This is a genomic window from Klebsiella electrica (assembly GCF_006711645.1).
In the GTDB taxonomy this organism is placed as follows: Bacteria; Pseudomonadota; Gammaproteobacteria; order Enterobacterales; family Enterobacteriaceae; genus Klebsiella; species Klebsiella electrica.
Map to the genome: position 1 here is coordinate 499,124 of NZ_CP041247.1, position 20,847 is coordinate 519,970.

Genomic DNA, 20,847 nt, shown 5'->3' on the forward strand with positions numbered 1-20,847 from the left:
GCCAGAATTTTTAGAGATATTTTTACGTAGCGCAACCTGAGGATTTAGTTTGCTCGCTCATTAAGATAGCAAACCTTAAATAATTTGTTACGTGAATCAGTAAAATATGTGAAGCAATGCGTGTAAATCAAAATTTTTGACTGGTTTCAGCAAGTTGCACTAAGGAGTTGGCGGTATGAAAAAGATTGGCGTGGTATTGAGCGGCTGTGGCGTCTATGACGGAACGGAGATCCATGAAGCGGTCATCACCCTGTTAGCGATCGCCCGTAGCGGCGCACAGGCCGTCTGTTTCGCGCCGGATAAAGCGCAAACGGACGTGATCAATCACCTGACCGGTGAGCCGATGGCTGAAAGCCGCAACGTTCTGGTTGAGGCCGCGCGTATTGCCCGTGGCGATATCCAGCCTCTGGCCGCGGCCCGGGCTGAAGACCTGGATGCGTTGATTGTCCCCGGTGGATTTGGTGCGGCGAAGAACCTCAGCAATTTTGCCTCGCAAGGGGCTGAATGCGTGGTCGATAGCGACCTGAAAGCGTTGACGCTGGCGATGCACGAGGCGGGCAAACCCCTGGGCTTTATGTGTATCGCCCCGGCGCTGCTGCCAAAAATTTTCCCGATCCCGCTGCGGATAACCATCGGCACCGATCTTGATACCGCTGAGGTGGTGGAGGAGATGGGCGCAGAACACGTTCCTTGCCCGGTCGATGATATCGTCGTCGATGAAGAGCATAAGGTGGTGACGACCCCGGCCTGGATGCTGGCGCAGAACATTGCGGAAGCGGCAAGCGGGATTGAGAAGCTGGTGGCCCGTGTACTGGTTCTGACTGCATGAGCGTGCGTTCGGCCCCGTTGCGAATGATTAAACGTCTTTTATTGCGCATTCTGCTGATTGCGGCGGCTTTTTGGGGAGGCGGCATCGCGCTCTTTAGCATTCTGCCGGTGCCGTTTTCAGCCGTGATGCTCGAGCGGCAAGTTGGCGCATGGCTGAGCGGTAATTTTCAGTATGTCGCCCATTCCGACTGGGTCGGGATGGACGAGATCTCGCCGTGGATGGGGCTGGCGGCCATCGCCGCGGAGGATCAAAAATTCCCCGAGCACTGGGGTTTTGATGTCTCAGCGATAGAAAAAGCGCTGGCGCACAATGAACGTCAGGAAAACCGCGTGCGCGGCGCCTCCACGCTCTCGCAGCAAACGGCGAAAAACCTGTTCTTGTGGGATGGCCGCAGCTGGTTGCGCAAAGGGCTGGAGGCCGGGTTAACGGTAGGCATCGAGACGGTGTGGAGTAAAAAACGGATTCTGACCGTCTACCTGAATATCGCTGAGTTTGGTGAAGGGACGTTCGGCGTCGAAGCGGCATCACAGCGCTACTTTCATAAGCCAGCGAGTCAGTTAACCGCTTCTGAAGCGGCGCTCCTGGCGGCGGTATTACCCAATCCGATCCGCTTTCGCGCCGATGCGCCGTCCGGCTATGTTCGCAGTCGGCAGGCGTGGATCCTGCGTCAGATGCGTCAGCTAGGCGGAGAAGAATTTATGCAGGTGAACAGGCTGAAGTGAGGCGGCAGCGGAAACAATAGCCCCGGTCAGCGTCGCGCCGCCGGGGACGAGGCAGGAATGCTTAGTCTTCGTCAAAACCGGCGTTGAACAGCGCAATAACCGCCGCCAGCGCCTCGACTTCCTGCGGGCCGTTGGCTTCAATCTCGATTTGCCGACCTTTGGCTGAGTCGAGCATGAGTAGGGCAATCACGCTATTGGCTTCCGCTTCCGTCCCCTCGTCGTTGCGCAGCAGGACTTCCGCATCATAATTTTGCATCAGTTCAAACAGCTTCATCGCCGGGCGGGCATGCATCCCCAGCTTATTGGTGATTTCAACGATCTGCTTTACGGTCATGATTTGCGTTTTTCCAGCGTCCGATGGCGAGACTGCACGTTCTTACCGCGCGAGCGGAAGTAATCAGCCAGCTGTTCGGCAATGTAGACCGAACGGTGTTTACCGCCGGTACAACCAATCGCCACCGTCAGATAGCTGCGATTATTGGTCTCCAGCATCGGTAACCATAGCTCAAGATAGCTGCGGGTCTGGTAAATAAAATTGTGAACTTCCGTGTGTCGGTCAAGGAAGGCGGCCACCGGCTTATCCAGACCGGTCATTGGACGCAGTTTCGGATCCCAGTGCGGGTTTGGCAGGAAGCGGACGTCAAAGACATAATCGGCATCAATCGGGATACCGTGCTTAAAGCCAAAGGATTCAAAGACCATAGTCAGCTCACGTTCGCGCTTGCCGAGCAGGCGGGTACGTAGCATTTCTGCCAGCTCATGTACCGACATCTCTGAAGTGTCGACGATCAGGTCGGCGCGGGAACGCAGCGGTTCCAGCAGCGCGCTCTCTTCGTCAATGGCGCTTTCCAGCGACAGGTTTTTACTTGAGAGCGGATGCAGACGACGGGTGTCGCTGTAGCGGCGAATCAGCGTATTGCGGTCAGCATCAAGGAACAGTAGCTGAGGGGAAAATGCCTCAGGCAGGTTTTTCATCGCCTGTTCAAAGATCTCTGGCGATTCCGGCATGTTACGCACATCAATGCTGACGGCGGCAGAGATGTTTCTGTCGGCCAGCGATCTCGCCAGTTCAGGCAACAGCACTACCGGCAGGTTATCCACGCAGTAGAAGCCCATATCTTCCAGCGCCCGCAGAGCGACGGATTTCCCCGAGCCTGAGCGGCCGCTGACGATCATCAGTACCATGTACCGTTTCTCCTCAGTACGATAAAGGGTAGGGGGCGACGGCGGTTATACGTCATCGTTGCTTCCTGCTTCGGTGATGATCTCATACAGCTCTTCATCGCTTTGCGCCGCGCGCAGGCGCCGGCAAATGGTTTTATCCGCCAGCCGTTTGGCAACCAGCGAGAGCGTATGCAGATGGGTTTTGGTCTGATCGGCCGGAACCAGAAGCGCAAACAGCAGATCGACCGGCTGGTTGTCGATGGCATCAAATGCGATCGGTGTCTCCAACTGGACAAACACGCCGACGGCGCGCAGCGTATCCTCTTCGAGTTTACCGTGCGGAATAGCAATCCCGTTGCCAATCCCGGTACTGCCCATTTTCTCGCGGGTGAGGATCGCCTCAAACACCACCTGCGGCGGCAAACCTAACTGTTTCGCTGCCAGCTCACTGATGATTTCCAGCGCGCGCTTTTTGCTCTGGCAGTGAACCTGGCTACGGGTACATTCCTGATTAAGGACATTGCTCAGTTGTAGAGCCGAATCGTTGTTCATCATAATTTCACCTGAGCGCGTCCCTTGCCGGCTACCGATAAAAGCCAGCAGCAGGCAAGGGCGACGCCCGGACAATTAGTGTTGTTTTAGTTTATCTTTATGTTTTGTTAGCTGTCTTGCCAGCTTATCGATGAGTCCATCGATAGCGGCATACATATCCTGCCCTTCCGCACTGGCATGGATTTCGCCACCGTTGACATGCAGATTGGCGTCCGCAATTTGCGTCACCTTCTCTACTTTTAACACAATATAGACCTGATTGATCCTGTCGAAAAACTGCTCCAGTTTGCTGAACTTCGCATTAACGAATTCACGCAGTGCAGGGGTTATTTCGACGTTGTGTCCTGTAATGTTGAGCTGCATAGTGTCTTCCTTATCGGTTGTATCAAACCAGTTGTTTACGCTGGTTAGATGGCGGAATGGATAAAGACTCTCGGTACTTAGCGACGGTACGACGTGCCACCATAATACCCTGTTCAGACAGGAGGGTGGTCAGCTTACTGTCACTCAACGGCTTCGCGGGATTCTCCGCGGCGATTAACTTCTTCACCAGCGCCCGAATGGCCGTCGACGATGCCTCGCCGCCGCCCTCTGTATTGACGTGGCTGGAAAAGAAATATTTCAGCTCAAAAATACCGCGCGGACTGTGCAGATATTTTTGGGTGGTCACGCGTGAAATAGTGGATTCATGCATTTCGACGGCCTGGGCGATATCGGCCAGTACCATCGGTTTCATGAACTCCTCTCCTTGTTCGAAGAAGGACTGCTGCTGTTCAACGATGCAGCGGCTAACGCGCAGCAGCGTATCATTGCGGCTTTCCAGACTCTTGATTAGCCAGCGAGCCTCCTGCAGGTTGCTGCGGATAAACTGGCTGTCTGCATCATTGCGCGCGCTGTTGCCCATGGCCGCATAATGCTGGTTGATCTTCAGGCGTGGGATGCTGTCGGAGTTAAGCTCCACGACCCAGCGGCCGCCGACCTTACGTACCAGTACGTCGGGAATGACGTATTCCGGCTCGCCGGTCTGGATCGACTGACCGGGGCGCGGATCGAGCGACTGGATCAGATTAACCGCCTCTTTCAGCACCTCTTCTTTCAGTCGGGTGACGCGCATCAGGGAGCGGAAATCGTGGTTGGCGAGCAGATCGAGATGATCGCTGATGATAAGCCGGGCTTCTTCCAGCCACGGCGTCTCTTTGGCATATTGTGAAAGCTGAACCAGCAGACAGTCGCGCAGATCTTTTGCCGCGACGCCGACCGGGTCAAAGCGCTGGATGCGCTTAAGTACCGCTTCAACTTCTTCGAGACCAATTTCGTCATCGTCGATACTCTCGACAATATCTTCCAGCCGAATGGTGAGGTAGCCGGTGTCATCGACGGCATCGACAATCGATGTGGCAATCGCGCGATCGGTGTCGGTAAACGGCGTCAGTTCAACCTGCCACATCAGGTAATCCTGCAGGCTTTGGGTCGTTTCGCCTTGATAAACAGGCAGCTCGTCGTCCTGGTAATCAACGCCGTTCCCGGACGGCGTGCCGGCGGTGTAGATTTCATCCCAGCTGGCGTCGAGCGGCAGCTCTTCCGGCATATCTTTTTGTTCAAGAGCGTCGACGGTGTCCAGCGATTCGCGGTCCTCAACCTCTTTGGTTTCTACCTCATCGTGAAGATCGGTTTGCTCAAGCAGCGGATTACTCTCCAGCGCCTGCTGGAGTTCTTGCTGGAGTTCTAACGTGGACAGCTGCAGCAAGCGAATAGCCTGTTGCAGTTGTGGCGTCATGGCAAGCTGTTGGCTTAGCCTTAATTGCAAACCTTGCTTCATATTCAGGGCTAATATCTCCGGCTAAAACGTCTGTAACCTCTACCCTATCAGAGTCTGAAGTCTTCCCCAAGATACACGCGCTTAACCTGCTCGTCTTCAAGGATTTGTTGCGGTGTGCCGTGGGCTATCAGGTGACCCTGGCTGACGATATAGGCGCGTTCGCAGACGGCCAGCGTCTCCCTGACGTTATGGTCGGTGATCAGCACGCCAAGACCGCTGTCACGCAGATGCTCGATTATCCGTTTGATATCGATAACGGAAATGGGGTCAACGCCGGCGAAGGGCTCATCCAGCAGAATGAATTTCGGATTAGCGGCCAGCGCGCGGGCTATCTCAACGCGGCGGCGTTCACCGCCGGAAAGCGCCTGCCCCAGGCTGTCGCGCAGATGCTCAATATGAAATTCTTCCATCAGCTCTTTCGCGCGGTCTTCACGCTGCTCGCTGCTGAGATCGTCACGGATCTGCAAAACCGCCATTAAATTATCGTACACGCTCAGACGGCGGAAAATAGAGGCTTCCTGCGGCAGATAGCCGATACCCCGACGCGCGCGGGCATGCAGCGGCAGCAGGCTGATATCTTCATCGTCGATGATAATGTTGCCAGCGTCGCGCGGCACAATGCCGACCACCATGTAGAAGGTCGTGGTTTTACCGGCGCCGTTTGGCCCGAGGAGGCCAACGATCTCGCCAGAGTTCACGGTCAGACTGACATCTTCCACCACGCGGCGGCCTTTATACGCCTTGGCGAGATTCTTTGCGGTTAATGTTGCCATAACGAATTAGTTACCCTTCTTTTGCTGGTTGGTGCTTTTGTCTTGCAGCTGCGAAGGGACCAGAATCGTCGTCACGCGTCCGCCCTTATTGCTGAACGCCTGCATTTTCTGCTCTTTGACCAGGTAGGTGATTTTGTCGCCCTGGATGTTGCTGTCGAGCTGCTCAAGGTACGCGTTACCGGTCAGAACCACAAAATCGTTCTGTAATTCATAACGCATTTTTGACGCGTGGCCTTTGACCGGCTTACCGTTATCCTGCATCTGGTAGAAGGTCGCCGGATTGCCATAACCGTCGATAACCTCTTTGCCTTTTTCTCCGCCTGGACGGGTTACCACCACCTTATCGGCGTTAATTTTGATGGTGCCCTGGGTGACGACCACATTGCCGGTAAACGTGACAACATTGCCCTGCATATCCAGCGACTGCTGATCGGATTCAATGTGAATCGGCTGATCGGTGTCACCGGTTTTTGCCAGTGCCGGCAGGCTGGCGGCCAGTAATGCGCTGGCGAGCGCAATTTTAAGGCTGAGTTTGTTTGTTCTGAATTTCATAAGAGGTTCTAACCTTTTCAATCAGCTCGGCATTTTTGCTGCGTAAATTTCCGCGCATTTTCAGGCCGCTGGAATTAAATGTCGTCCCGTACAACGTCACCAGGTCATCAGAGGTAACATCTTGCGTCACCAGGTTTATCTGGGCGTTATCCGTCGTAATTTTTTGCAGTTGAGAGTCAGCGGTCAACGCATTGACTTCGACGTGTCCGTAAAGATACAGCATGCGATCGTTGGTCAGTTTGGCTTTATCCGCTTTGATAGACCAGGTGGGTACCTTGTTGGTATCAAACGTGGTCATCACCGGTCGGGTGAACCACGATACCTCCTGGGCGGAAAAATAGGCCACATGTTCAGCGATTAAGCGATAATTAAGCGCCCCTTCCGGGCTGTAAACAACGGTGTCGGTATGTTCACTGGTATAGGTCGGGTCATCAGGATTGATCTCCTGCACGGTGGTATCGTCCGTACCCGCCAGATTCAGGCCGATCAGAATAAGCGCGACCAGCGATAGTAAAATGATAACCCAACGTCTGGTTTTACTCATATTGATTGCCCTTTGGCCTCATCCAGCTTGCCCTGTGCCAATAGTAACAAATCGCAGACTTCGCGTACCGCCCCGCGTCCACCGTCGATTCGTGTAACATAATCCGCTCGCGGCAGCAGCAACGGGTGCGCATCCGCCACCGCCACGCTTAAGCCGACCTCGGCCATCACCGGCCAGTCGATCAGGTCATCGCCGATGTAGGCCACTTCCTCCGGGCGAACGGCCAGCTTGCTCAATAATTCGCGGAATGCCAGCAGTTTATCGGACTGGCCCTGATACAGGTGCGTGATGCCCAGCGTCTGACAACGATCTTCTACCAGTTTAGCTTTTCGTCCGGTAATAATCGCCACTTCAATACCTGATGTCAGCGCACAGCGAATTCCGTAGCCGTCGCGAACGTTAAACGCCTTCAGCTCTTCACCGTTGTTGCCCATGTAGATCAGGCCATCGGACAGCACGCCGTCTACGTCGAGGATCAATAAACGGATCTTCGCCGCCCGATCGATAAATTCAGGGCTTACTGGCCCATAGCAGGTTTCCTGCAGAGCATCAGCATTATTCATTATTTTATCCTTACTTACACTACGCCTGCGCGCAGGAGATCGTGCATATGTACCACACCCAACAGACGGTCGCCATCGGCAACTAACACGCAGGTGATATGGCGAGATTGCATCAGGTTCAGCGCATCGACGGCAAGGATACCGGGACGAATGCGAATACCGCCCGGCGTCATGACGTCGGCGATACGGGCATTACGCATATCGACGCCGGTATCAAACACCCGGCGCAGGTCGCCATCGGTGAAAATACCGATGATGTTCATGTCATCATCGCAGATAGCCGTCATGCCTAAATTTTTACGTGTGATTTCCAGCAGCGCATCACGCAGGGTGGCCTGCACATTGACGTGCGGGATTTCATCACCCGTATGCATAATATCATTGACCCGCAACAGCAGCTTACGACCCAGTGCGCCGCCGGGGTGGGACAGCGCAAAATCTTCGGCGGTAAAGCCGCGCGCCTCCAGCAGGGCAACCGCCAGCGCATCGCCCATAACCAGTGCGGCAGTCGTGCTGGAGGTCGGCGCCAGCCCTAACGGACAGGCTTCTTTCTCTACCTTCACGCAAAGGTGGATGTCCGCCGCGCGCCCCATGCTGCTTTCCGGGCGGCTGGTCATGCAGATAAGCGACACCTGCTGGCGTTTAAGTACCGGAATCAGCGCCAGGATCTCGTTCGACTCGCCGGAGTTCGAGAGCGCGATAACCACATCCTTCGGTGTCACCATGCCTAAATCGCCGTGGGCCGCTTCGCCGGGGTGAACGAAAAACGACGGCGTACCGGTGCTGGCAAAGGTGGCCGCCATTTTACGCCCGATATGGCCGGATTTGCCCATCCCCATCACCACGACTTTCCCCGCGCAGCGGAAGATCTTCTCGCAGGCATGGGTGAAATCTTCATTAATGTATCGATCGAGCTGAGCCAGACCTTCACGTTCAATTTCCAGAACTTCACGTCCTACCCGTTGAAAGTCAAAATCCGTTGGCAAATCTATCTGCGACATAATCTTATCCCGATTCATTCAACGAAGAGCGGTGCTGCCCAGTACAGCATCGCCAACCAAACCACAAAACCGCCGACCAGCAGCGCGCCGACCAGGCGACCGGGTTGCCATTTGCGACGCCAGCATAGCAGGGCGAATATCACGCTGACGAACAGCATCACGGCGTAGTCGCGCGTAAAGGCCTCCGGCGCGAACGCTCCCGGGGCGATCAGTGCCGGTAATCCGAGAACGAGGGCGATATTCAGGATATTCGCGCCAATAATATTCCCGATAGCGATATCGTCTTCCCCTTTTCGCGCCCCGGCTATCGTCGTCGCCAGTTCCGGCAGGCTGGTGCCGATCGCCACCACCGTTAAGCCGACGGTGAGTTCGCTGATAGCGAAGTAGTTTGCCAGCACGGTAGCATTATCCACGACCATGCGGGTTGCCATAGGCATCACAATCATGGCTACGCCCAGCCAGAGCAGGGCCACGGGAAGCGAGCCTTCCCGCGGAAGCTCCGCCATCTGTTCCCGGGTCAGGCTATCGCTGCCCTGACGCTCCGACAGCCGGGCGATTTTAATCGTAAACAGCAGCCACAGCAGGGCGAGCGCCAGTAAGAAAAGGCCGTCCATACGCGACAGTTGCCCATCGTACAGCACAAAGCTTGCCAGCAAACTGACCAGCAACATTAACGGTAACTCGCGGCGCAGGATATCAGAATGCACGGTAAATGGACGCAACAAGGCAGCGAGGCCGAGTATTAATAATATATTGGTAATATTGGATCCGAGCGCCGTGCCGATCGCCAGATCGGTCTGTCCGTGCAGAGATGCGGCGGCGGAAACGATGATCTCCGGCAGGCTGGTACCGATACTGACCACCGTCATGCCGATGATAAGCGGCGGGATCCCTATCATGCGGCAAAGTATTGAAGCGGCGTAAACCAGACGATCGGCGCTGTAGACTACCAGCAGTAAACCAATTATTAACAGAGCCGTCGCTAAAAGCATCTAAAGTCCTTTCTTCAGGTATAATCGTCGATTCGCTGTACCGATCCATCTGCAGCGTAACGAATTCTTAATTTTGACTTTATGTTTGTCAAAAGTAAAACAAATGCCAGCTTTCGCTAACCCGTGCAGGTAAGATTCTGTAAAAATGTTGGGTTTGTGGCGAAGGTACGCGCCATGCTTAGCCCGGGGGATGTTTAGTAAGGATGATTTTATGAGCCAAACTCTGGCGAATTTGGTCGAAGTACGCGGTATCCGCTTCTCTCGCGGCGATCGTGTCATCTTCGACGATATCTCGCTGTCAGTGCCGCGCGGTAAGATCACGGCGATTATGGGACCATCGGGGATCGGTAAAACGACGCTGCTGCGCCTGATCGGTGGGCAGATCCCGCCGGATAAAGGTGAGATCCTGTTCGATGGTGAAAACGTGCCGCAGATGTCACGCTCGCGCCTGTATACCGTGCGTAAGCGTATGAGCATGCTGTTTCAGTCCGGAGCGCTGTTCACTGATATGGACGTGTTCAATAACGTAGCCTACCCGCTACGCGAACATACGCGTTTGCCGGAGGCGCTACTGCATACGACGGTGATGATGAAGCTGGAGGCGGTCGGCCTGCGCGGGGCAGCGAAATTAATGCCTTCTGAACTCTCAGGCGGTATGGCGCGCCGTGCCGCCCTGGCCAGGGCCATCGCGCTGGAGCCGGACCTGATTATGTTCGACGAACCGTTTGTCGGGCAGGATCCCATCACCATGGGGGTGCTGGTTAAGCTGATTTCAGAGCTCAACAGCACGCTGGGCGTGACCTGTATCGTGGTGTCACATGACGTGCCGGAAGTGCTGAGCATTGCTGATTACGCGTATATCGTGGCGGACAAAAAAATCGTGGCTCACGGCAGCGCGCAGTCGCTGCGTGAAAACGGCGATCCTCGGGTTCGCCAGTTCATTGATGGTATTGCCGATGGTCCGGTACCGTTCCGCTATCCGGCCGGTGACTATCAGCATGATTTATTAGGCAAGGGAGCGAGCAACTGATGCTGCTAAACGTGCTGGCATCACTCGGACACCGGGGAATTAAAACGACCGCGGCTTTCGGGCGTGCCGGATTAATGCTTTTCAATGCGGTGGTGGGCAAGCCGGAATTTCGTAAGCATGCGCCGCTGCTGGTTCGCCAGCTCTACAACGTCGGCGTGCTATCGATGCTGATTATCATCGTGTCGGGGCTGTTTATCGGCATGGTGCTGGGGCTGCAGGGCTATCTGGTGCTCACCACTTATAGTGCGGAAACCAGTTTAGGCATGCTGGTGGCGCTATCCCTGCTACGCGAACTGGGGCCGGTGGTCGCTGCGCTGCTGTTTGCCGGCCGTGCCGGTTCCGCGCTGACCGCGGAAATTGGCCTGATGCGCGCGACCGAGCAGCTCTCCAGCATGGAAATGATGGCGGTCGATCCGCTGCGTCGCGTGATTTCGCCTCGCTTCTGGGCCGGGGTTATCTCGCTGCCGCTGTTGACCATTATTTTTGTCGCCGTGGGTATCTGGGGCGGTTCGCTGGTGGGCGTAAGCTGGAAGGGCATCGACAGCGGCTTCTTCTGGACCGCGATGCAAAATGCCGTTGACTGGCGAATGGATCTGGTTAACTGCCTGATTAAGAGTCTGGTGTTCGCCATTACGGTGACATGGGTTGCGTTATTTAATGGTTATGACGCTATCCCCACTTCCGCCGGGATTAGCCGGGCAACGACGCGTACCGTGGTGCATTCGTCGCTGGCGGTTCTGGGGCTGGATTTTGTGCTGACTGCGCTGATGTTTGGGAATTGAGTTCATGCAAACGAAAAAAAGTGAAATCTGGGTAGGTGTGTTCTTACTGGTTGCGTTGCTGGCGGCGTTGTTTGTCTGTCTCAAAGCCGCCAACGTGACCTCTTTACGTAGCGAGCCGACGTATCGGATCTATGCCACCTTTGACAATATTGGCGGGCTGAAGGCGCGTTCTCCGGTCCGTATTGGCGGTGTGGTCGTGGGCCGGGTGGCGGATATCACGCTTGACCCGAAAACCTACCTGCCGCGCGTGGCGCTCGATATTGATGAGAGCTACAACCATATTCCTGATTCCAGCTCGCTGGCTATTCGTACCTCAGGTCTGCTGGGAGAGCAGTATCTGGCGCTGAATATCGGTTTCGACGATCCGGAACTGGGGACGTCTATCCTTAAAGACGGCAGCACGATTCAGGACACCAAGTCCGCCATGGTTCTGGAAGACCTGATTGGTCAGTTCCTTTATAGCAGTAAGGGCGGTGACAATAAGAATTCTGGCGATGATCCGGCAGCGGCAGAGAGTCATACTAGCGCGACGCCACCGGCCGCCACGACGCATTAATTTCAGGAGAGACACCCTATGTTTAAACGCTTACTGATGATCGCCATGCTGGTGATTGCTCCCTTGACGGCTGCTACGGCGGCGGATCAGTCCAACCCCTATAAACTGATGAACGAAGCGGCGCAGAAAACCTTCGATCGTCTGAAAAATGAACAGGCGAAGATTCAGGCTAACCCGAACTATCTGCGTGATATCGTTGACCAGGAGCTGATGCCGTATGTTCAGGTGAAGTATGCCGGCGCGCTGGTTCTGGGCCGCTATTATAAAGATGCGACGCCAGCGCAGCGCGAAGCCTACTTTGTCGCCTTTCGCGAATACCTGAAGCAGGCCTATGGCCAGGCGCTGGCGATGTATCATGGCCAGACCTATCAGATTGCTCCGGAACAACCGCTGGGCGATGCGACGATCATCCCTATCCGCGTGACGATCGTCGATCCGAATGGCCGCCCTCCGGTACGGCTGGATTTCCAGTGGCGTAAAAACACCCAGACTGGCAACTGGCAGGCTTACGATATGATTGCCGAAGGGGTCAGCATGATCACCACCAAACAAAATGAGTGGAGCGATCTGCTGCGCACCAAAGGCGTTGATGGCCTGACCGCGCAACTGAAAGCGATCTCCGCGCAGCCGATCACGCTGGAACAGAAAAAATAATGACCGGGCAGCTGAGCTGGACTCGCGACGGCGAGCGACTGGCGCTGCACGGGGAGCTGGACCAGGATCTGCTGGTCCCGCTGTGGGAAGCCCGTGCGCAGGCGACCGAGGGCGTGTCGACTATCGACCTGAGCGCGCTGACCCGGGTGGATACCGCCGGCCTGGCGCTGCTGGTGCATTTTGTGGCCTTAATTCGCCACCAGGGTCTGGAAGCGACACTGACTGGCAAGAGCGACAACCTGCAAACTTTAGTCAGTCTTTACAACCTTCCCGCCGATATGATCCCATAATTTTTCAGTGTGTTACTGCTGAGGTTATCCTGAAAGCCCCATCAATATCTTCGATGGGGCTTTTTGCTTATTTAAGACCGCGTCACTTTCCTCTAAGATGTTGGGCTATTTTCACTACCAGATAAAATTTGAACCCATGGAAAATCATGAAATTCAGACCGTGCTGATGAACGCACTCTCCCTTCAGGAAGTCCACGTCTCTGGCGATGGCAGTCACTTTCAGGTTATTGCTGTGGGTGAGATGTTTGACGGCATGAGCCGGGTAAAAAAACAGCAGGCTGTCTACGCTCCGCTGATGGAATACATTGCCGACAACCGCATTCATGCTCTGTCGATCAAAGCGTTTACCCCGCAAGAATGGGCCCGGGACCGCAAACTCAACGGCTTTTAAGCTGCAGGGATGTTCCCCGCAGCGTATGTGAATTCTTAACAGAGAACAGAATCAATGGATAAATTCCGTGTTCAGGGGCCGACACGCCTCCAGGGGGAAGTCACCATCTCCGGTGCGAAAAATGCCGCCCTGCCGATCCTCTTTGCCGCACTGCTGGCAGATGAGCCGATTGAGATCCAGAACGTACCTAAACTGAAAGACATCGATACCACGATGAAACTGCTGAGCCAGCTCGGTGCCAAAGTGAAGCGCAATGGCTCAGTCTGGATCGATGCGGGCCCGGTCGACGTCTTCTGCGCGCCGTACGATCTGGTCAAAACGATGCGTGCTTCTATCTGGGCGCTGGGCCCGCTGGTGGCACGCTTTGGTCAGGGTCAGGTTTCTCTGCCGGGCGGTTGCGCTATCGGCGCGCGTCCGGTCGATTTGCATATTATTGGCCTTGAGCAACTGGGCGCAGAGATCAAACTGGAAGAAGGTTATGTGAAGGCGTCGGTTAATGGACGTCTTAAAGGCGCGCATATTGTGATGGATAAGGTCAGCGTTGGCGCGACCGTGACCATTATGAGCGCGGCGACGCTGGCGGAAGGCACCACCGTTATTGAAAACGCCGCACGCGAGCCGGAGATCGTCGATACGGCGAACTTCCTCAACACGCTGGGCGCGAAAATTAAAGGTCAGGGAACTGACCGTATCACCATCGAAGGCGTAGAGCGTCTGGGTGGCGGCGTATACCGCGTTCTGCCTGACCGTATCGAAACCGGTACCTTCCTGGTCGCTGCGGCAATATCCGGCGGTAAAATTGTGTGCCGCAACGCACAGCCTGATACCCTGGATGCCGTACTGGCCAAGCTGCGCGATGCGGGCGCTGATGTTGAAACCGGCGAAGACTGGATTAGCCTGGATATGCACGGCAACCGTCCGAAAGCTGTTAATGTGCGCACCGCGCCACACCCGGGATTCCCGACCGACATGCAGGCGCAGTTCACGCTGCTGAACCTGGTGGCGGAAGGGACCGGCGTGATTACCGAAACGATCTTTGAAAACCGTTTCATGCACATTCCGGAACTGATCCGTATGGGCGCGCACGCGGAGATCGAAAGCAATACGGCGATATGCCACGGCGTGGCGCAACTCTCCGGTGCTCAGGTGATGGCGACCGATCTGCGAGCGTCAGCAAGTCTGGTCCTCGCTGGCTGTATCGCGGAAGGGACCACGATTGTCGATCGTATCTACCACATCGATCGTGGATACGAGCGCATTGAAGATAAACTGCAGGCGCTGGGCGCGAATATCGAACGCGTAAAAGGCGAGTAAATCTGTAGTGATAACAGCCCCTTGACGTGTGTCCTGGGGCTGTTTTTTATTCCGTTCTGTTTCACTTAGCGAACCGTCTTCATACACTCTCTTTCTTCTGGCGTATCATCTGCGTTCTGTCGATAAACTGATGTGTCTCCGGGTCATGATAGCGTGAGGGCCAGATAACCCACGGCTTGGTATCCAGCGCATGAGCAATGATCAGTTCGCCTTTTGGCCATGGCCGGGTCAATGCATTCGCCAGCGTTGAAGAACTCAAACCGTTACGCCGCGACTCCGCTGCCAGCGACGTCCCTTTTTTGCGCAGTCCGGCAATGATGTCTGCCGGATGCCAGTCGATGAACTTTTCCATAAATTCTCCTGGTGGTGATAATCCCGTTTGCCTGATATGTGAGCAACGGAATGACTATACTCCCAGGTTTAATTAAGTTCTAACAAGTTCTTGTAAGGTGTCTCAATATTCGGAATATACCAGGATAAAAGACATTTCGCGAATTTTACTGGAACTTCTGGGGCGTTCCCGCGCCGGGCACGGGAACGGGGCTGGGGGGATCAGTGGTCGCGCTGAACCGCGATATGGGCAAGACCGATAAGCGCTTCACGCCACGGGGAATCCGGTAATACCTGAAGTACAGCAATGGCTTTGTCCGCTTCCTCTTCCGCGCGTTTACGGGTCCACTCCAGGGAACCGCAGGTCGCCATCGTCTCGAGAACCGCCTCAAGAAGGTGACGCCCGTTGCCTTGCTCAATCGCGCCGCGAATCATCGCTGACTGCTCCGGAGTACCGTGACGCATGGCATGCAATAACGGTAAGGTCGGTTTGCCTTCGTTCAGGTCATCACCCACGTTTTTGCCGAGGCGCTCGCCGTCAGAACTGTAGTCCAGTAAATCGTCGATCAGCTGGAATGCCGTGCCGAGATAACGACCATAATCCTGCAGCGCTTGCTCCTGTTCGGTGGTACAACCCGCCAGGATGCCGGAACACTGCGCGGCGGCTTCAAACAGGCGGGCAGTTTTGCTGTAAATGACCCGCATATAGTTTTCTTCAGTGATGTCCGGGTCGTTGACGTTCATCAACTGCAGCACTTCGCCCTCGGCAATGACGTTAACGGCTTTAGACATCACTTCCAGCACTTTTAGCGAGCCGAGGCTGGTCATCATCTGGAAAGAGCGGGTATAGATAAAATCACCAACCAGCACGCTGGCCGCGTTGCCAAAAGCGGCGTTTGCCGTCGCCTTGCCGCGGCGCATATCGGATTCATCAACGACATCATCATGCAGCAAGGTAGCGGTATGAATAAATTCGATCAGTGCGGCAATAGTGACATGCGCCTCGCCCTGGTAACCCACTGCCCGGGCAGCAAGAACCGCAATCATCGGACGAATACGTTTACCGCCTCCGCTAACGATGTAATAGCCTAATTGATTGATAAGCTGAACATCTGAGTCAAGTTGCTCAAGGATTGTCGCATTGACACCCGCCATATCCTGCGCGGTTAACTCATTGATTTTTTCTAAATTCATCGCAAAAGCCGGGCCACATGTCCTGTTACCGCGAATCCAGGTGGGTTCACAGAAGGATTAAGATAGAATTAAACGAAGCTATGATTGTACTGAAAAATTGCCATAGATAAACGTTAGCGTGAAAGTTGTGTTTTTTTTCTGCGTTGATCGCTAATCGCTCTTGTCAAAGGCTCGCGTTTTGCGTAATATTCGCGCCCTATTGTGAATATTTATAGCGCACTCTGAATCACACGAAGAGGTGCGCGGAAGCGGAGTTTTATATGTACGCGGTTTTCCAAAGTGGTGGTAAACAACACCGAGTAAGCGAAGGTCAGACCATTCGCCTGGAAAAGCTGGACATCGCAACTGGCGAAGCTGTTGAGTTCGCTGAAGTGCTGATGATCGCAAACGGTGAAGAAATCAAGATCGGCGTTCCTTTCGTTGAGGGCGGCGTAATCAAAGCTGAAGTTGTTGCTCACGGTCGTGGCGAGAAAGTTAAAATCGTTAAGTTTCGTCGTCGTAAACACTACCGTAAGCAGCAGGGCCATCGTCAGTGGTTCACTGATGTGAAAATTACTGGCATCAGCGCCTAAGACCTGAGGAGAGATTTAAATGGCACATAAAAAGGCTGGCGGCTCAACTCGTAACGGTCGCGACTCAGAAGCTAAACGCCTGGGCGTTAAGCGTTTCGGTGGCGAATCCGTTCTGGCGGGTAGCATCATCGTTCGTCAGCGTGGCACCAAATTCCACGCAGGCACCAACGTAGGTTGCGGTCGTGACCACACTCTGTTTGCTAAAGCAGACGGTAAAGTGAAATTTGAAGTTAAAGGCCCGAACAACCGTAAATACATCAGCATCGTTGCTGAGTAAGTTTTTCGTGGTCCGGTAACGGATTAAAGCCCCGCAACGTGTTGCGGGGCTTTTTACATTAGAATCCCGGATATTTTTCTGCAGGGAAAACGGGTATGAAGCAGCAGGCCGGCATTGGCATTGTTTTGGCGCTCACCACCGCGATGTGCTGGGGGGCACTGCCCATTGCCATGAAGCAGGTCCTTGAAGTGATGGAACCGCCGACGGTGGTGTTTTATCGCTTTCTGATGGCAAGCATCGGCCTTGGCATAATCCTCGCTATCAGAGGTAGACTGCCGCCGCTGCGCCTGTTTCGCAAACCGCGCTGGCTGGTGCTGCTGGCCATTGCGACGGGCGGCCTGTTTGGTAACTTCATTCTGTTCAGTTCTTCCCTGCAATATCTTAGCCCCACGGCGTCTCAGGTGATCGGCCAGCTATCTCCGGTCGGCATGATGGTGGCCAGCGTATTCATCCTTAAGGAGAAAATGCGCGGTACCCAGGTTGTGGGAGCCTTGATGTTGATTTGCGGGCTGGTGATGTTCTTTAACACCAGCCTGATTGAGATTTTTACCCGCCTGACGGATTACACGTGGGGGGTAATTTTTGGCGTTGCAGCGGCTGCGGTCTGGGTCAGCTACGGCGTCGCGCAAAAGGTGTTATTACGCCGCCTGGCGTCACAGCAGATCCTCTTTTTGCTGTACACTTTATGTACGATAGCGTTGCTGCCGCTGGCGACGCTCTCGCAGGTTCTGGCGTTAAGCCACTGGCAGCTGGCGTGCCTGATTTTCTGTGGGTTAAATACCCTGGTAGGCTACGGTGCGCTGGCGGAAGCCATGGCGCGCTGGCAGGCAGCTCAGGTGAGCGCGTTGATTACCTTAACGCCTTTGTTTACGCTGCTTTTTTCAGATTTATTATCACTGGCCTGGCCCGATGTTTTCGCCAGACCGATGTTAAACCTGTTAGGTTATCTCGGTGCGTTTGTCGTGGTTGCGGGCGCGATGTATTCCGCCATAGGCCACCGTCTTTGGGGTGGCTTACGTAAGCGTGAAGCGGTTGTACCGCTGCCCCGCTCAGGCGAATGATTTTCGGAGAGTAAAATGAAGTTTGTTGATGAAGCAACAATCCTGGTCGTAGCAGGTGATGGCGGCAATGGTTGCGTTAGCTTCCGCCGTGAAAAATATATCCCGAGAGGCGGCCCGGACGGCGGCGACGGTGGTGATGGCGGTGATGTCTGGCTGGAAGCGGACGAAAACCTGAACACCCTGATCGACTACCGTTTTGAAAAATCTTTCCGCGCCGAGCGTGGACAGAATGGTCAGAGCCGCGACTGTACCGGCAAACGTGGTAAAGACGTCTCGATAAAAGTACCTGTAGGGACCCGTGTTATCGATCAAGGGACCGGCGAAGTCATGGGCGATATGACTCAGCATGGTCAGCGTCTGATGGTCGCTAAAGGCGGCTGGCACGGTCTGGGCAACACCCGTTTCAAATCGTCCGTCAACCGTACTCCGCGTCAGAAAACGATGGGGACGCCGGGTGACAAGCGCGATCTGCAGCTGGAGCTGATGCTGCTGGCAGACGTCGGGATGCTGGGTATGCCGAATGCCGGTAAATCTACCTTCATTCGCGCCGTTTCTGCGGCGAAGCCGAAAGTGGCCGATTATCCGTTTACCACGCTGGTGCCGAGCCTTGGCGTTGTGCGTATGGATAACGAGAAGAGCTTCGTTGTCGCCGATATTCCTGGGCTTATCGAAGGCGCAGCAGAAGGCGCAGGCCTCGGTATTCGCTTCCTGAAGCACCTTGAACGCTGCCGCGTGCTGCTGCACCTCATCGATATCGAACCGATTGATGGTTCTGATCCGGTTGAGAACGCGCGCATTATCATCGGTGAGCTGGAGAAATACAGCGAGAAGCTGGCTGAGAAGCCACGCTGGTTAGTCTTCAACAAGATTGACCTGATGGATAAAGCGGAAGCTGAAGCGAAGGCGAAAGCCATTGCCGATGCGCTGGGCTGGGAAGAGAAGTTCTACCTGATCTCCGCGGCAAGCCAGCAGGGCGTCAAAGATCTGTGCTGGGACGTGATGACCTTTATCATCGAAAACCCAATCGTGCATGCAGCGGAAGAGAAAGCGCCTGAAAAAGTCGAGTTTATGTGGGATGACTACCACCGCCAGCAGCTTGAAGAAGCCGAAGTTGCAGTCGAAGACGACGAAGACTGGGATGACGACTGGGACGAAGACGACGAAGAAGGCGTCGAGTTCATCTATAAGCGTTAAGTTGCTGGAGCGCCCCGGTATATTGCCGATCGGGGCGACGCTGCCCGGATATGCCGGAAAGCGCTTCAGAACGCACGAAAAAGGGCCGCATCTGATGCGGCCCTTTTGTCTTAGTTGTTCTGGTACAAATCCTTATATAACCGACTCTCGAAGCGTACCAGCGGGATCCGGCGGTTGCGCTGATCCGCAGGCGGTACCGCATATCCTGACAGATATTGTACGAAGGCGATTTTTTGCCCGCTGGCGGCGGTGATGAAGCCTGCGAGGTTGTAAACGCCCTGCAGAGAACCGGTTTTGGCCGACACTTTACCATCAACGCCTGCCTGATTCAGGCCAGCGCGATACTGTAGCGAGCCATCGTGGCCAGCCAGCGGCAGCATCGAGATGAAGTTGAGTTCATTATCGTGCTGGGCGATATATTGCAGCACCTGCATCATGGTCGCCGGCGCAATCAGGTTATGCCGCGACAGACCGGAACCGTCGGCGATAATCGTATTACCCAGATCGATGCCGGCCTGTTGGCGCAGGATCTGGCGTACCGCATCCGAACCGGCGCGCCAGGTTCCCGGTACGCCGAGACGAGCGTGACCGATGGTGCGAAAGACGGTGTCCGCAATCATGTTGTCTGATTTTTTTAACATGATCCGCAGGAGATCGTGCAGCGGAGCTGATTGTGTGGTAGCCAGCACGGTTCCCGGATCGTTCGCCAGAGTCTGGCGCAGCAGCGTCCCGCTATAGGTAATCCCCGCCTGGGTCAGTTCGGACTTCAGGATCGCGCCAGCATAGCTCGCGCCGTCCTGAATGGCGAAAGCCAGCGGTAAAGGCTCGCTACGCTGTGGCAGACAACCCGTCAGGGTGTAACGGTTCAGGTCGCCTGTCACCACGTCGAGTTCGCAGTACTGAGCCTCGGCGGAGCCGCGGGCCAGCGTTCTCACCTGGCTAAACATCGTCACCGGGTAGTACGACGCGACGCGAATAAAGGCCAGATCGCCAGGTTTCTGTGCGCTATAAAGTGAGATAGAAAAACAGTTACGATCGACGATAGCGGCCGCCGGTGGGGCGCTAAAGCATTGGGTCATGTCGTTCCACGGCCAGCCTGGGGCCATGTCATGGCTGGCGAAGACCGAGGTATCAATCAACACGTTCCCCTCGATCCGCTGGACGCCTGCTTTTTTTAGCGTTGCCACCATATTGCGAATATCCTGACGTTTCAGCGTCGGATCGCCGCCAAAACGGGCTATCAGGTCGCCTTTTAGCACGCCGCCTTCAAGGCTGCCTTTGGTTTCCAGCGTGGTGGTAAAACGAAAGTTCGGCCCGAGCTGCAGCAGAGCGGCCAGCGCGGTTATCACCTTCTGGGTACTGGCGGGGAGCGCCATTTGCTGACTGTGGAAGTCTATCTCCGGCGTCGGGGAGCCAACCTTCTGCGCCATGAAGGCGAGGTTAGCACCTGCAGGAAGCTGGGTGATATATTCGTCAATGTTCGCCGCCTGAGCGCTGAGCGCTATACCGGCAGTCAATCCGATGATAAATCTGGGAAATCGCATAATCTCGCGCTAACAACCTGAAACCGAGCCGTCATACTACGGTGCAATACCCTGTAAAGTAAACGATGACCCATAGTGAACTTCAGGGTAAAATACGTATCAAATTGAAAATTGCTGCTGACCTGGGGAATGTTTTCCGGGTTGGTT

Annotated in this window: 27 protein-coding genes; 13 read left to right on the forward strand and 14 right to left on the reverse strand. The window is 54.9% G+C overall.

Annotated features, from left to right (window positions below; translation table 11 throughout):
• Nucleotides 1-175: 175 nt before the first annotated feature.
• Both elbB and mtgA read left to right on the forward strand, forming a co-directional pair.
• Nucleotides 176-829, forward strand: coding sequence for an isoprenoid biosynthesis glyoxalase ElbB (gene elbB / locus Electrica_RS02375; RefSeq protein ID WP_131048462.1), 654 nt, complete (start codon nucleotides 176-178; stop codon nucleotides 827-829).
• Nucleotides 826-1,551 (forward strand): monofunctional biosynthetic peptidoglycan transglycosylase, encoded by a 726-nt coding sequence (mtgA, locus tag Electrica_RS02380; protein WP_131048463.1) that lies wholly within the window; start codon nucleotides 826-828, stop codon nucleotides 1,549-1,551. The genes elbB and mtgA overlap by 4 nt, the downstream gene beginning before the upstream one ends.
• A 61-nt stretch (nucleotides 1,552-1,612) precedes the next feature.
• Here mtgA and npr read toward each other — a convergent pair whose 3' ends face one another.
• The 11 genes from npr to Electrica_RS02435 all read right to left on the reverse strand — a co-directional run bounded on the left by npr (nucleotide 1,613) and on the right by Electrica_RS02435 (nucleotide 9,511).
• Nucleotides 1,613-1,885, reverse strand: coding sequence for a PTS phosphocarrier protein NPr (npr, locus tag Electrica_RS02385; protein ID WP_004868176.1), 273 nt, complete (start codon nucleotides 1,883-1,885; stop codon nucleotides 1,613-1,615).
• Nucleotides 1,882-2,736: an RNase adapter RapZ gene (gene rapZ / locus Electrica_RS02390; protein WP_004868172.1), complete on the reverse strand. Its 855-nt coding sequence runs from the start codon at nucleotides 2,734-2,736 to the stop codon at nucleotides 1,882-1,884. The genes npr and rapZ overlap by 4 nt, the downstream gene beginning before the upstream one ends.
• Before the next feature lie 45 nt (nucleotides 2,737-2,781).
• A complete protein-coding gene (gene ptsN, locus Electrica_RS02395) occupies nucleotides 2,782-3,270 on the reverse strand; it encodes a PTS IIA-like nitrogen regulatory protein PtsN (protein ID WP_015585655.1) in 489 nt (162 codons plus the stop codon).
• Between the two features lie 72 nt (nucleotides 3,271-3,342).
• A complete protein-coding gene (gene hpf, locus Electrica_RS02400; RefSeq protein WP_004868168.1) occupies nucleotides 3,343-3,630 on the reverse strand; it encodes a ribosome hibernation promoting factor in 288 nt (95 codons plus the stop codon).
• A gap of 22 nt (nucleotides 3,631-3,652) precedes the next feature.
• A complete protein-coding gene (rpoN, locus tag Electrica_RS02405) occupies nucleotides 3,653-5,086 on the reverse strand; it encodes an RNA polymerase factor sigma-54 (protein WP_131048464.1) in 1,434 nt (477 codons plus the stop codon).
• 47 nt (nucleotides 5,087-5,133) lie between these two features.
• Nucleotides 5,134-5,859, reverse strand: coding sequence for an LPS export ABC transporter ATP-binding protein (lptB, locus tag Electrica_RS02410; protein WP_004206203.1), 726 nt, complete (start codon nucleotides 5,857-5,859; stop codon nucleotides 5,134-5,136).
• A gap of 6 nt (nucleotides 5,860-5,865) precedes the next feature.
• Complete coding sequence (gene lptA / locus Electrica_RS02415; RefSeq protein WP_100684859.1) at nucleotides 5,866-6,411, reverse strand: lipopolysaccharide ABC transporter substrate-binding protein LptA; 546 nt, start codon at nucleotides 6,409-6,411, stop codon at nucleotides 5,866-5,868.
• Nucleotides 6,380-6,955 carry an LPS export ABC transporter periplasmic protein LptC gene (gene lptC, locus Electrica_RS02420; RefSeq protein ID WP_100684858.1) on the reverse strand — a complete coding sequence of 192 codons (576 nt, stop codon included), beginning with the start codon at nucleotides 6,953-6,955 and terminating at the stop codon, nucleotides 6,380-6,382. Before lptC ends, lptA begins: the two co-directional genes overlap by 32 nt.
• Nucleotides 6,952-7,518, reverse strand: a complete 567-nt coding sequence (kdsC, locus tag Electrica_RS02425) for a 3-deoxy-manno-octulosonate-8-phosphatase KdsC (protein ID WP_131048465.1) — start codon at nucleotides 7,516-7,518, stop codon at nucleotides 6,952-6,954. Before kdsC ends, lptC begins: the two co-directional genes overlap by 4 nt.
• A gap of 14 nt (nucleotides 7,519-7,532) precedes the next feature.
• Complete coding sequence (gene kdsD, locus Electrica_RS02430) at nucleotides 7,533-8,537, reverse strand: arabinose-5-phosphate isomerase KdsD (RefSeq protein ID WP_407081244.1); 1,005 nt, start codon at nucleotides 8,535-8,537, stop codon at nucleotides 7,533-7,535.
• Nucleotides 8,534-9,511, reverse strand: coding sequence for a calcium/sodium antiporter (locus tag Electrica_RS02435; protein ID WP_100684855.1), 978 nt, complete (start codon nucleotides 9,509-9,511; stop codon nucleotides 8,534-8,536). The genes kdsD and Electrica_RS02435 overlap by 4 nt, the downstream gene beginning before the upstream one ends.
• Nucleotides 9,512-9,722: 211 nt before the next feature.
• Here Electrica_RS02435 and mlaF point away from each other — a divergent pair, with 211 nt between their 5' ends.
• The 7 genes from mlaF (at nucleotide 9,723) to murA (ending at nucleotide 14,528) form a co-directional block, all read left to right on the forward strand.
• Entirely contained in the window at nucleotides 9,723-10,541 is an 819-nt protein-coding gene (mlaF, locus tag Electrica_RS02440) for a phospholipid ABC transporter ATP-binding protein MlaF (RefSeq protein ID WP_100684854.1), read from the forward strand.
• Nucleotides 10,541-11,323, forward strand: a complete 783-nt coding sequence (gene mlaE / locus Electrica_RS02445; protein WP_032690569.1) for a lipid asymmetry maintenance ABC transporter permease subunit MlaE — start codon at nucleotides 10,541-10,543, stop codon at nucleotides 11,321-11,323. The genes mlaF and mlaE overlap by 1 nt, the downstream gene beginning before the upstream one ends.
• A 4-nt stretch (nucleotides 11,324-11,327) precedes the next feature.
• Nucleotides 11,328-11,879, forward strand: coding sequence for an outer membrane lipid asymmetry maintenance protein MlaD (mlaD, locus tag Electrica_RS02450; RefSeq protein WP_141963297.1), 552 nt, complete (start codon nucleotides 11,328-11,330; stop codon nucleotides 11,877-11,879).
• Between the two features lie 18 nt (nucleotides 11,880-11,897).
• Nucleotides 11,898-12,533 carry a phospholipid-binding protein MlaC gene (gene mlaC / locus Electrica_RS02455; RefSeq protein ID WP_141963299.1) on the forward strand — a complete coding sequence of 212 codons (636 nt, stop codon included), beginning with the start codon at nucleotides 11,898-11,900 and terminating at the stop codon, nucleotides 12,531-12,533.
• Entirely contained in the window at nucleotides 12,533-12,823 is a 291-nt protein-coding gene (gene mlaB / locus Electrica_RS02460; RefSeq protein WP_100684851.1) for a lipid asymmetry maintenance protein MlaB, read from the forward strand. Before mlaC ends, mlaB begins: the two co-directional genes overlap by 1 nt.
• Before the next feature lie 136 nt (nucleotides 12,824-12,959).
• Nucleotides 12,960-13,214 (forward strand): BolA family iron metabolism protein IbaG, encoded by a 255-nt coding sequence (gene ibaG / locus Electrica_RS02465; RefSeq protein WP_015585657.1) that lies wholly within the window; start codon nucleotides 12,960-12,962, stop codon nucleotides 13,212-13,214.
• A gap of 54 nt (nucleotides 13,215-13,268) precedes the next feature.
• Nucleotides 13,269-14,528, forward strand: coding sequence for a UDP-N-acetylglucosamine 1-carboxyvinyltransferase (gene murA / locus Electrica_RS02470; RefSeq protein ID WP_131048467.1), 1,260 nt, complete (start codon nucleotides 13,269-13,271; stop codon nucleotides 14,526-14,528).
• Between the two features lie 79 nt (nucleotides 14,529-14,607).
• On the opposite strand, the gene sfsB is transcribed toward murA, so the two are convergent.
• Nucleotides 14,608-14,880 carry a DNA-binding transcriptional regulator SfsB gene (sfsB, locus tag Electrica_RS02475; protein WP_100684849.1) on the reverse strand — a complete coding sequence of 91 codons (273 nt, stop codon included), beginning with the start codon at nucleotides 14,878-14,880 and terminating at the stop codon, nucleotides 14,608-14,610.
• A gap of 200 nt (nucleotides 14,881-15,080) precedes the next feature.
• A complete protein-coding gene (gene ispB, locus Electrica_RS02480; protein WP_141963301.1) occupies nucleotides 15,081-16,052 on the reverse strand; it encodes an octaprenyl diphosphate synthase in 972 nt (323 codons plus the stop codon).
• Between the two features lie 260 nt (nucleotides 16,053-16,312).
• Between ispB and rplU the strand changes: the two genes are divergently transcribed.
• From rplU to cgtA, 4 genes are all read left to right on the forward strand, one after another.
• Nucleotides 16,313-16,624 (forward strand): 50S ribosomal protein L21, encoded by a 312-nt coding sequence (gene rplU / locus Electrica_RS02485; protein WP_004106123.1) that lies wholly within the window; start codon nucleotides 16,313-16,315, stop codon nucleotides 16,622-16,624.
• Nucleotides 16,625-16,643: 19 nt separating this feature from the next.
• Nucleotides 16,644-16,901, forward strand: coding sequence for a 50S ribosomal protein L27 (rpmA, locus tag Electrica_RS02490; protein ID WP_003861831.1), 258 nt, complete (start codon nucleotides 16,644-16,646; stop codon nucleotides 16,899-16,901).
• Nucleotides 16,902-16,996: 95 nt separating this feature from the next.
• Entirely contained in the window at nucleotides 16,997-17,962 is a 966-nt protein-coding gene (locus Electrica_RS02495; RefSeq protein WP_100684847.1) for a DMT family transporter, read from the forward strand.
• A 15-nt stretch (nucleotides 17,963-17,977) separates the two neighbouring features.
• The gene (gene cgtA / locus Electrica_RS02500; protein ID WP_100684846.1) at nucleotides 17,978-19,156 is read left to right on the forward strand and encodes an Obg family GTPase CgtA; all 1,179 of its coding nucleotides are present in this window, start codon (nucleotides 17,978-17,980) and stop codon (nucleotides 19,154-19,156) included.
• Between the two features lie 110 nt (nucleotides 19,157-19,266).
• Here the strand turns inward: cgtA and dacB are convergent, their stop codons facing one another.
• Nucleotides 19,267-20,700, reverse strand: coding sequence for a serine-type D-Ala-D-Ala carboxypeptidase (gene dacB, locus Electrica_RS02505; protein WP_100684845.1), 1,434 nt, complete (start codon nucleotides 20,698-20,700; stop codon nucleotides 19,267-19,269).
• Between the last annotated feature and the right edge of the window lie 147 nt (nucleotides 20,701-20,847).

Bases quoted from the DNA above. Each gene is read 5' to 3' on its own strand.
- elbB (WP_131048462.1), top strand. From the start codon at position 176: ATGAAAAAGATTGGCGTGGTATTGAGCGGCTGTGGCGTCTATGACGGA.
- mtgA (WP_131048463.1), top strand. From the start codon at position 826: ATGAGCGTGCGTTCGGCCCCGTTGCGAATGATTAAACGTCTTTTATTG.
- npr (WP_004868176.1), bottom strand. From the start codon at position 1,885: ATGACCGTAAAGCAGATCGTTGAAATCACCAATAAGCTGGGGATGCAT.
- rapZ (WP_004868172.1), bottom strand. From the start codon at position 2,736: ATGGTACTGATGATCGTCAGCGGCCGCTCAGGCTCGGGGAAATCCGTC.
- ptsN (WP_015585655.1), bottom strand. From the start codon at position 3,270: ATGATGAACAACGATTCGGCTCTACAACTGAGCAATGTCCTTAATCAG.
- hpf (WP_004868168.1), bottom strand. From the start codon at position 3,630: ATGCAGCTCAACATTACAGGACACAACGTCGAAATAACCCCTGCACTG.
- rpoN (WP_131048464.1), bottom strand. From the start codon at position 5,086: ATGAAGCAAGGTTTGCAATTAAGGCTAAGCCAACAGCTTGCCATGACG.
- lptB (WP_004206203.1), bottom strand. From the start codon at position 5,859: ATGGCAACATTAACCGCAAAGAATCTCGCCAAGGCGTATAAAGGCCGC.
- lptA (WP_100684859.1), bottom strand. From the start codon at position 6,411: ATGAAATTCAGAACAAACAAACTCAGCCTTAAAATTGCGCTCGCCAGC.
- lptC (WP_100684858.1), bottom strand. From the start codon at position 6,955: ATGAGTAAAACCAGACGTTGGGTTATCATTTTACTATCGCTGGTCGCG.
- kdsC (WP_131048465.1), bottom strand. From the start codon at position 7,518: ATGAATAATGCTGATGCTCTGCAGGAAACCTGCTATGGGCCAGTAAGC.
- kdsD (WP_407081244.1), bottom strand. From the start codon at position 8,537: ATGAATCGGGATAAGATTATGTCGCAGATAGATTTGCCAACGGATTTT.
- Electrica_RS02435 (WP_100684855.1), bottom strand. From the start codon at position 9,511: ATGCTTTTAGCGACGGCTCTGTTAATAATTGGTTTACTGCTGGTAGTC.
- mlaF (WP_100684854.1), top strand. From the start codon at position 9,723: ATGAGCCAAACTCTGGCGAATTTGGTCGAAGTACGCGGTATCCGCTTC.
- mlaE (WP_032690569.1), top strand. From the start codon at position 10,541: ATGCTGCTAAACGTGCTGGCATCACTCGGACACCGGGGAATTAAAACG.
- mlaD (WP_141963297.1), top strand. From the start codon at position 11,328: ATGCAAACGAAAAAAAGTGAAATCTGGGTAGGTGTGTTCTTACTGGTT.
- mlaC (WP_141963299.1), top strand. From the start codon at position 11,898: ATGTTTAAACGCTTACTGATGATCGCCATGCTGGTGATTGCTCCCTTG.
- mlaB (WP_100684851.1), top strand. From the start codon at position 12,533: ATGACCGGGCAGCTGAGCTGGACTCGCGACGGCGAGCGACTGGCGCTG.
- ibaG (WP_015585657.1), top strand. From the start codon at position 12,960: ATGGAAAATCATGAAATTCAGACCGTGCTGATGAACGCACTCTCCCTT.
- murA (WP_131048467.1), top strand. From the start codon at position 13,269: ATGGATAAATTCCGTGTTCAGGGGCCGACACGCCTCCAGGGGGAAGTC.
- sfsB (WP_100684849.1), bottom strand. From the start codon at position 14,880: ATGGAAAAGTTCATCGACTGGCATCCGGCAGACATCATTGCCGGACTG.
- ispB (WP_141963301.1), bottom strand. From the start codon at position 16,052: ATGAATTTAGAAAAAATCAATGAGTTAACCGCGCAGGATATGGCGGGT.
- rplU (WP_004106123.1), top strand. From the start codon at position 16,313: ATGTACGCGGTTTTCCAAAGTGGTGGTAAACAACACCGAGTAAGCGAA.
- rpmA (WP_003861831.1), top strand. From the start codon at position 16,644: ATGGCACATAAAAAGGCTGGCGGCTCAACTCGTAACGGTCGCGACTCA.
- Electrica_RS02495 (WP_100684847.1), top strand. From the start codon at position 16,997: ATGAAGCAGCAGGCCGGCATTGGCATTGTTTTGGCGCTCACCACCGCG.
- cgtA (WP_100684846.1), top strand. From the start codon at position 17,978: ATGAAGTTTGTTGATGAAGCAACAATCCTGGTCGTAGCAGGTGATGGC.
- dacB (WP_100684845.1), bottom strand. From the start codon at position 20,700: ATGCGATTTCCCAGATTTATCATCGGATTGACTGCCGGTATAGCGCTC.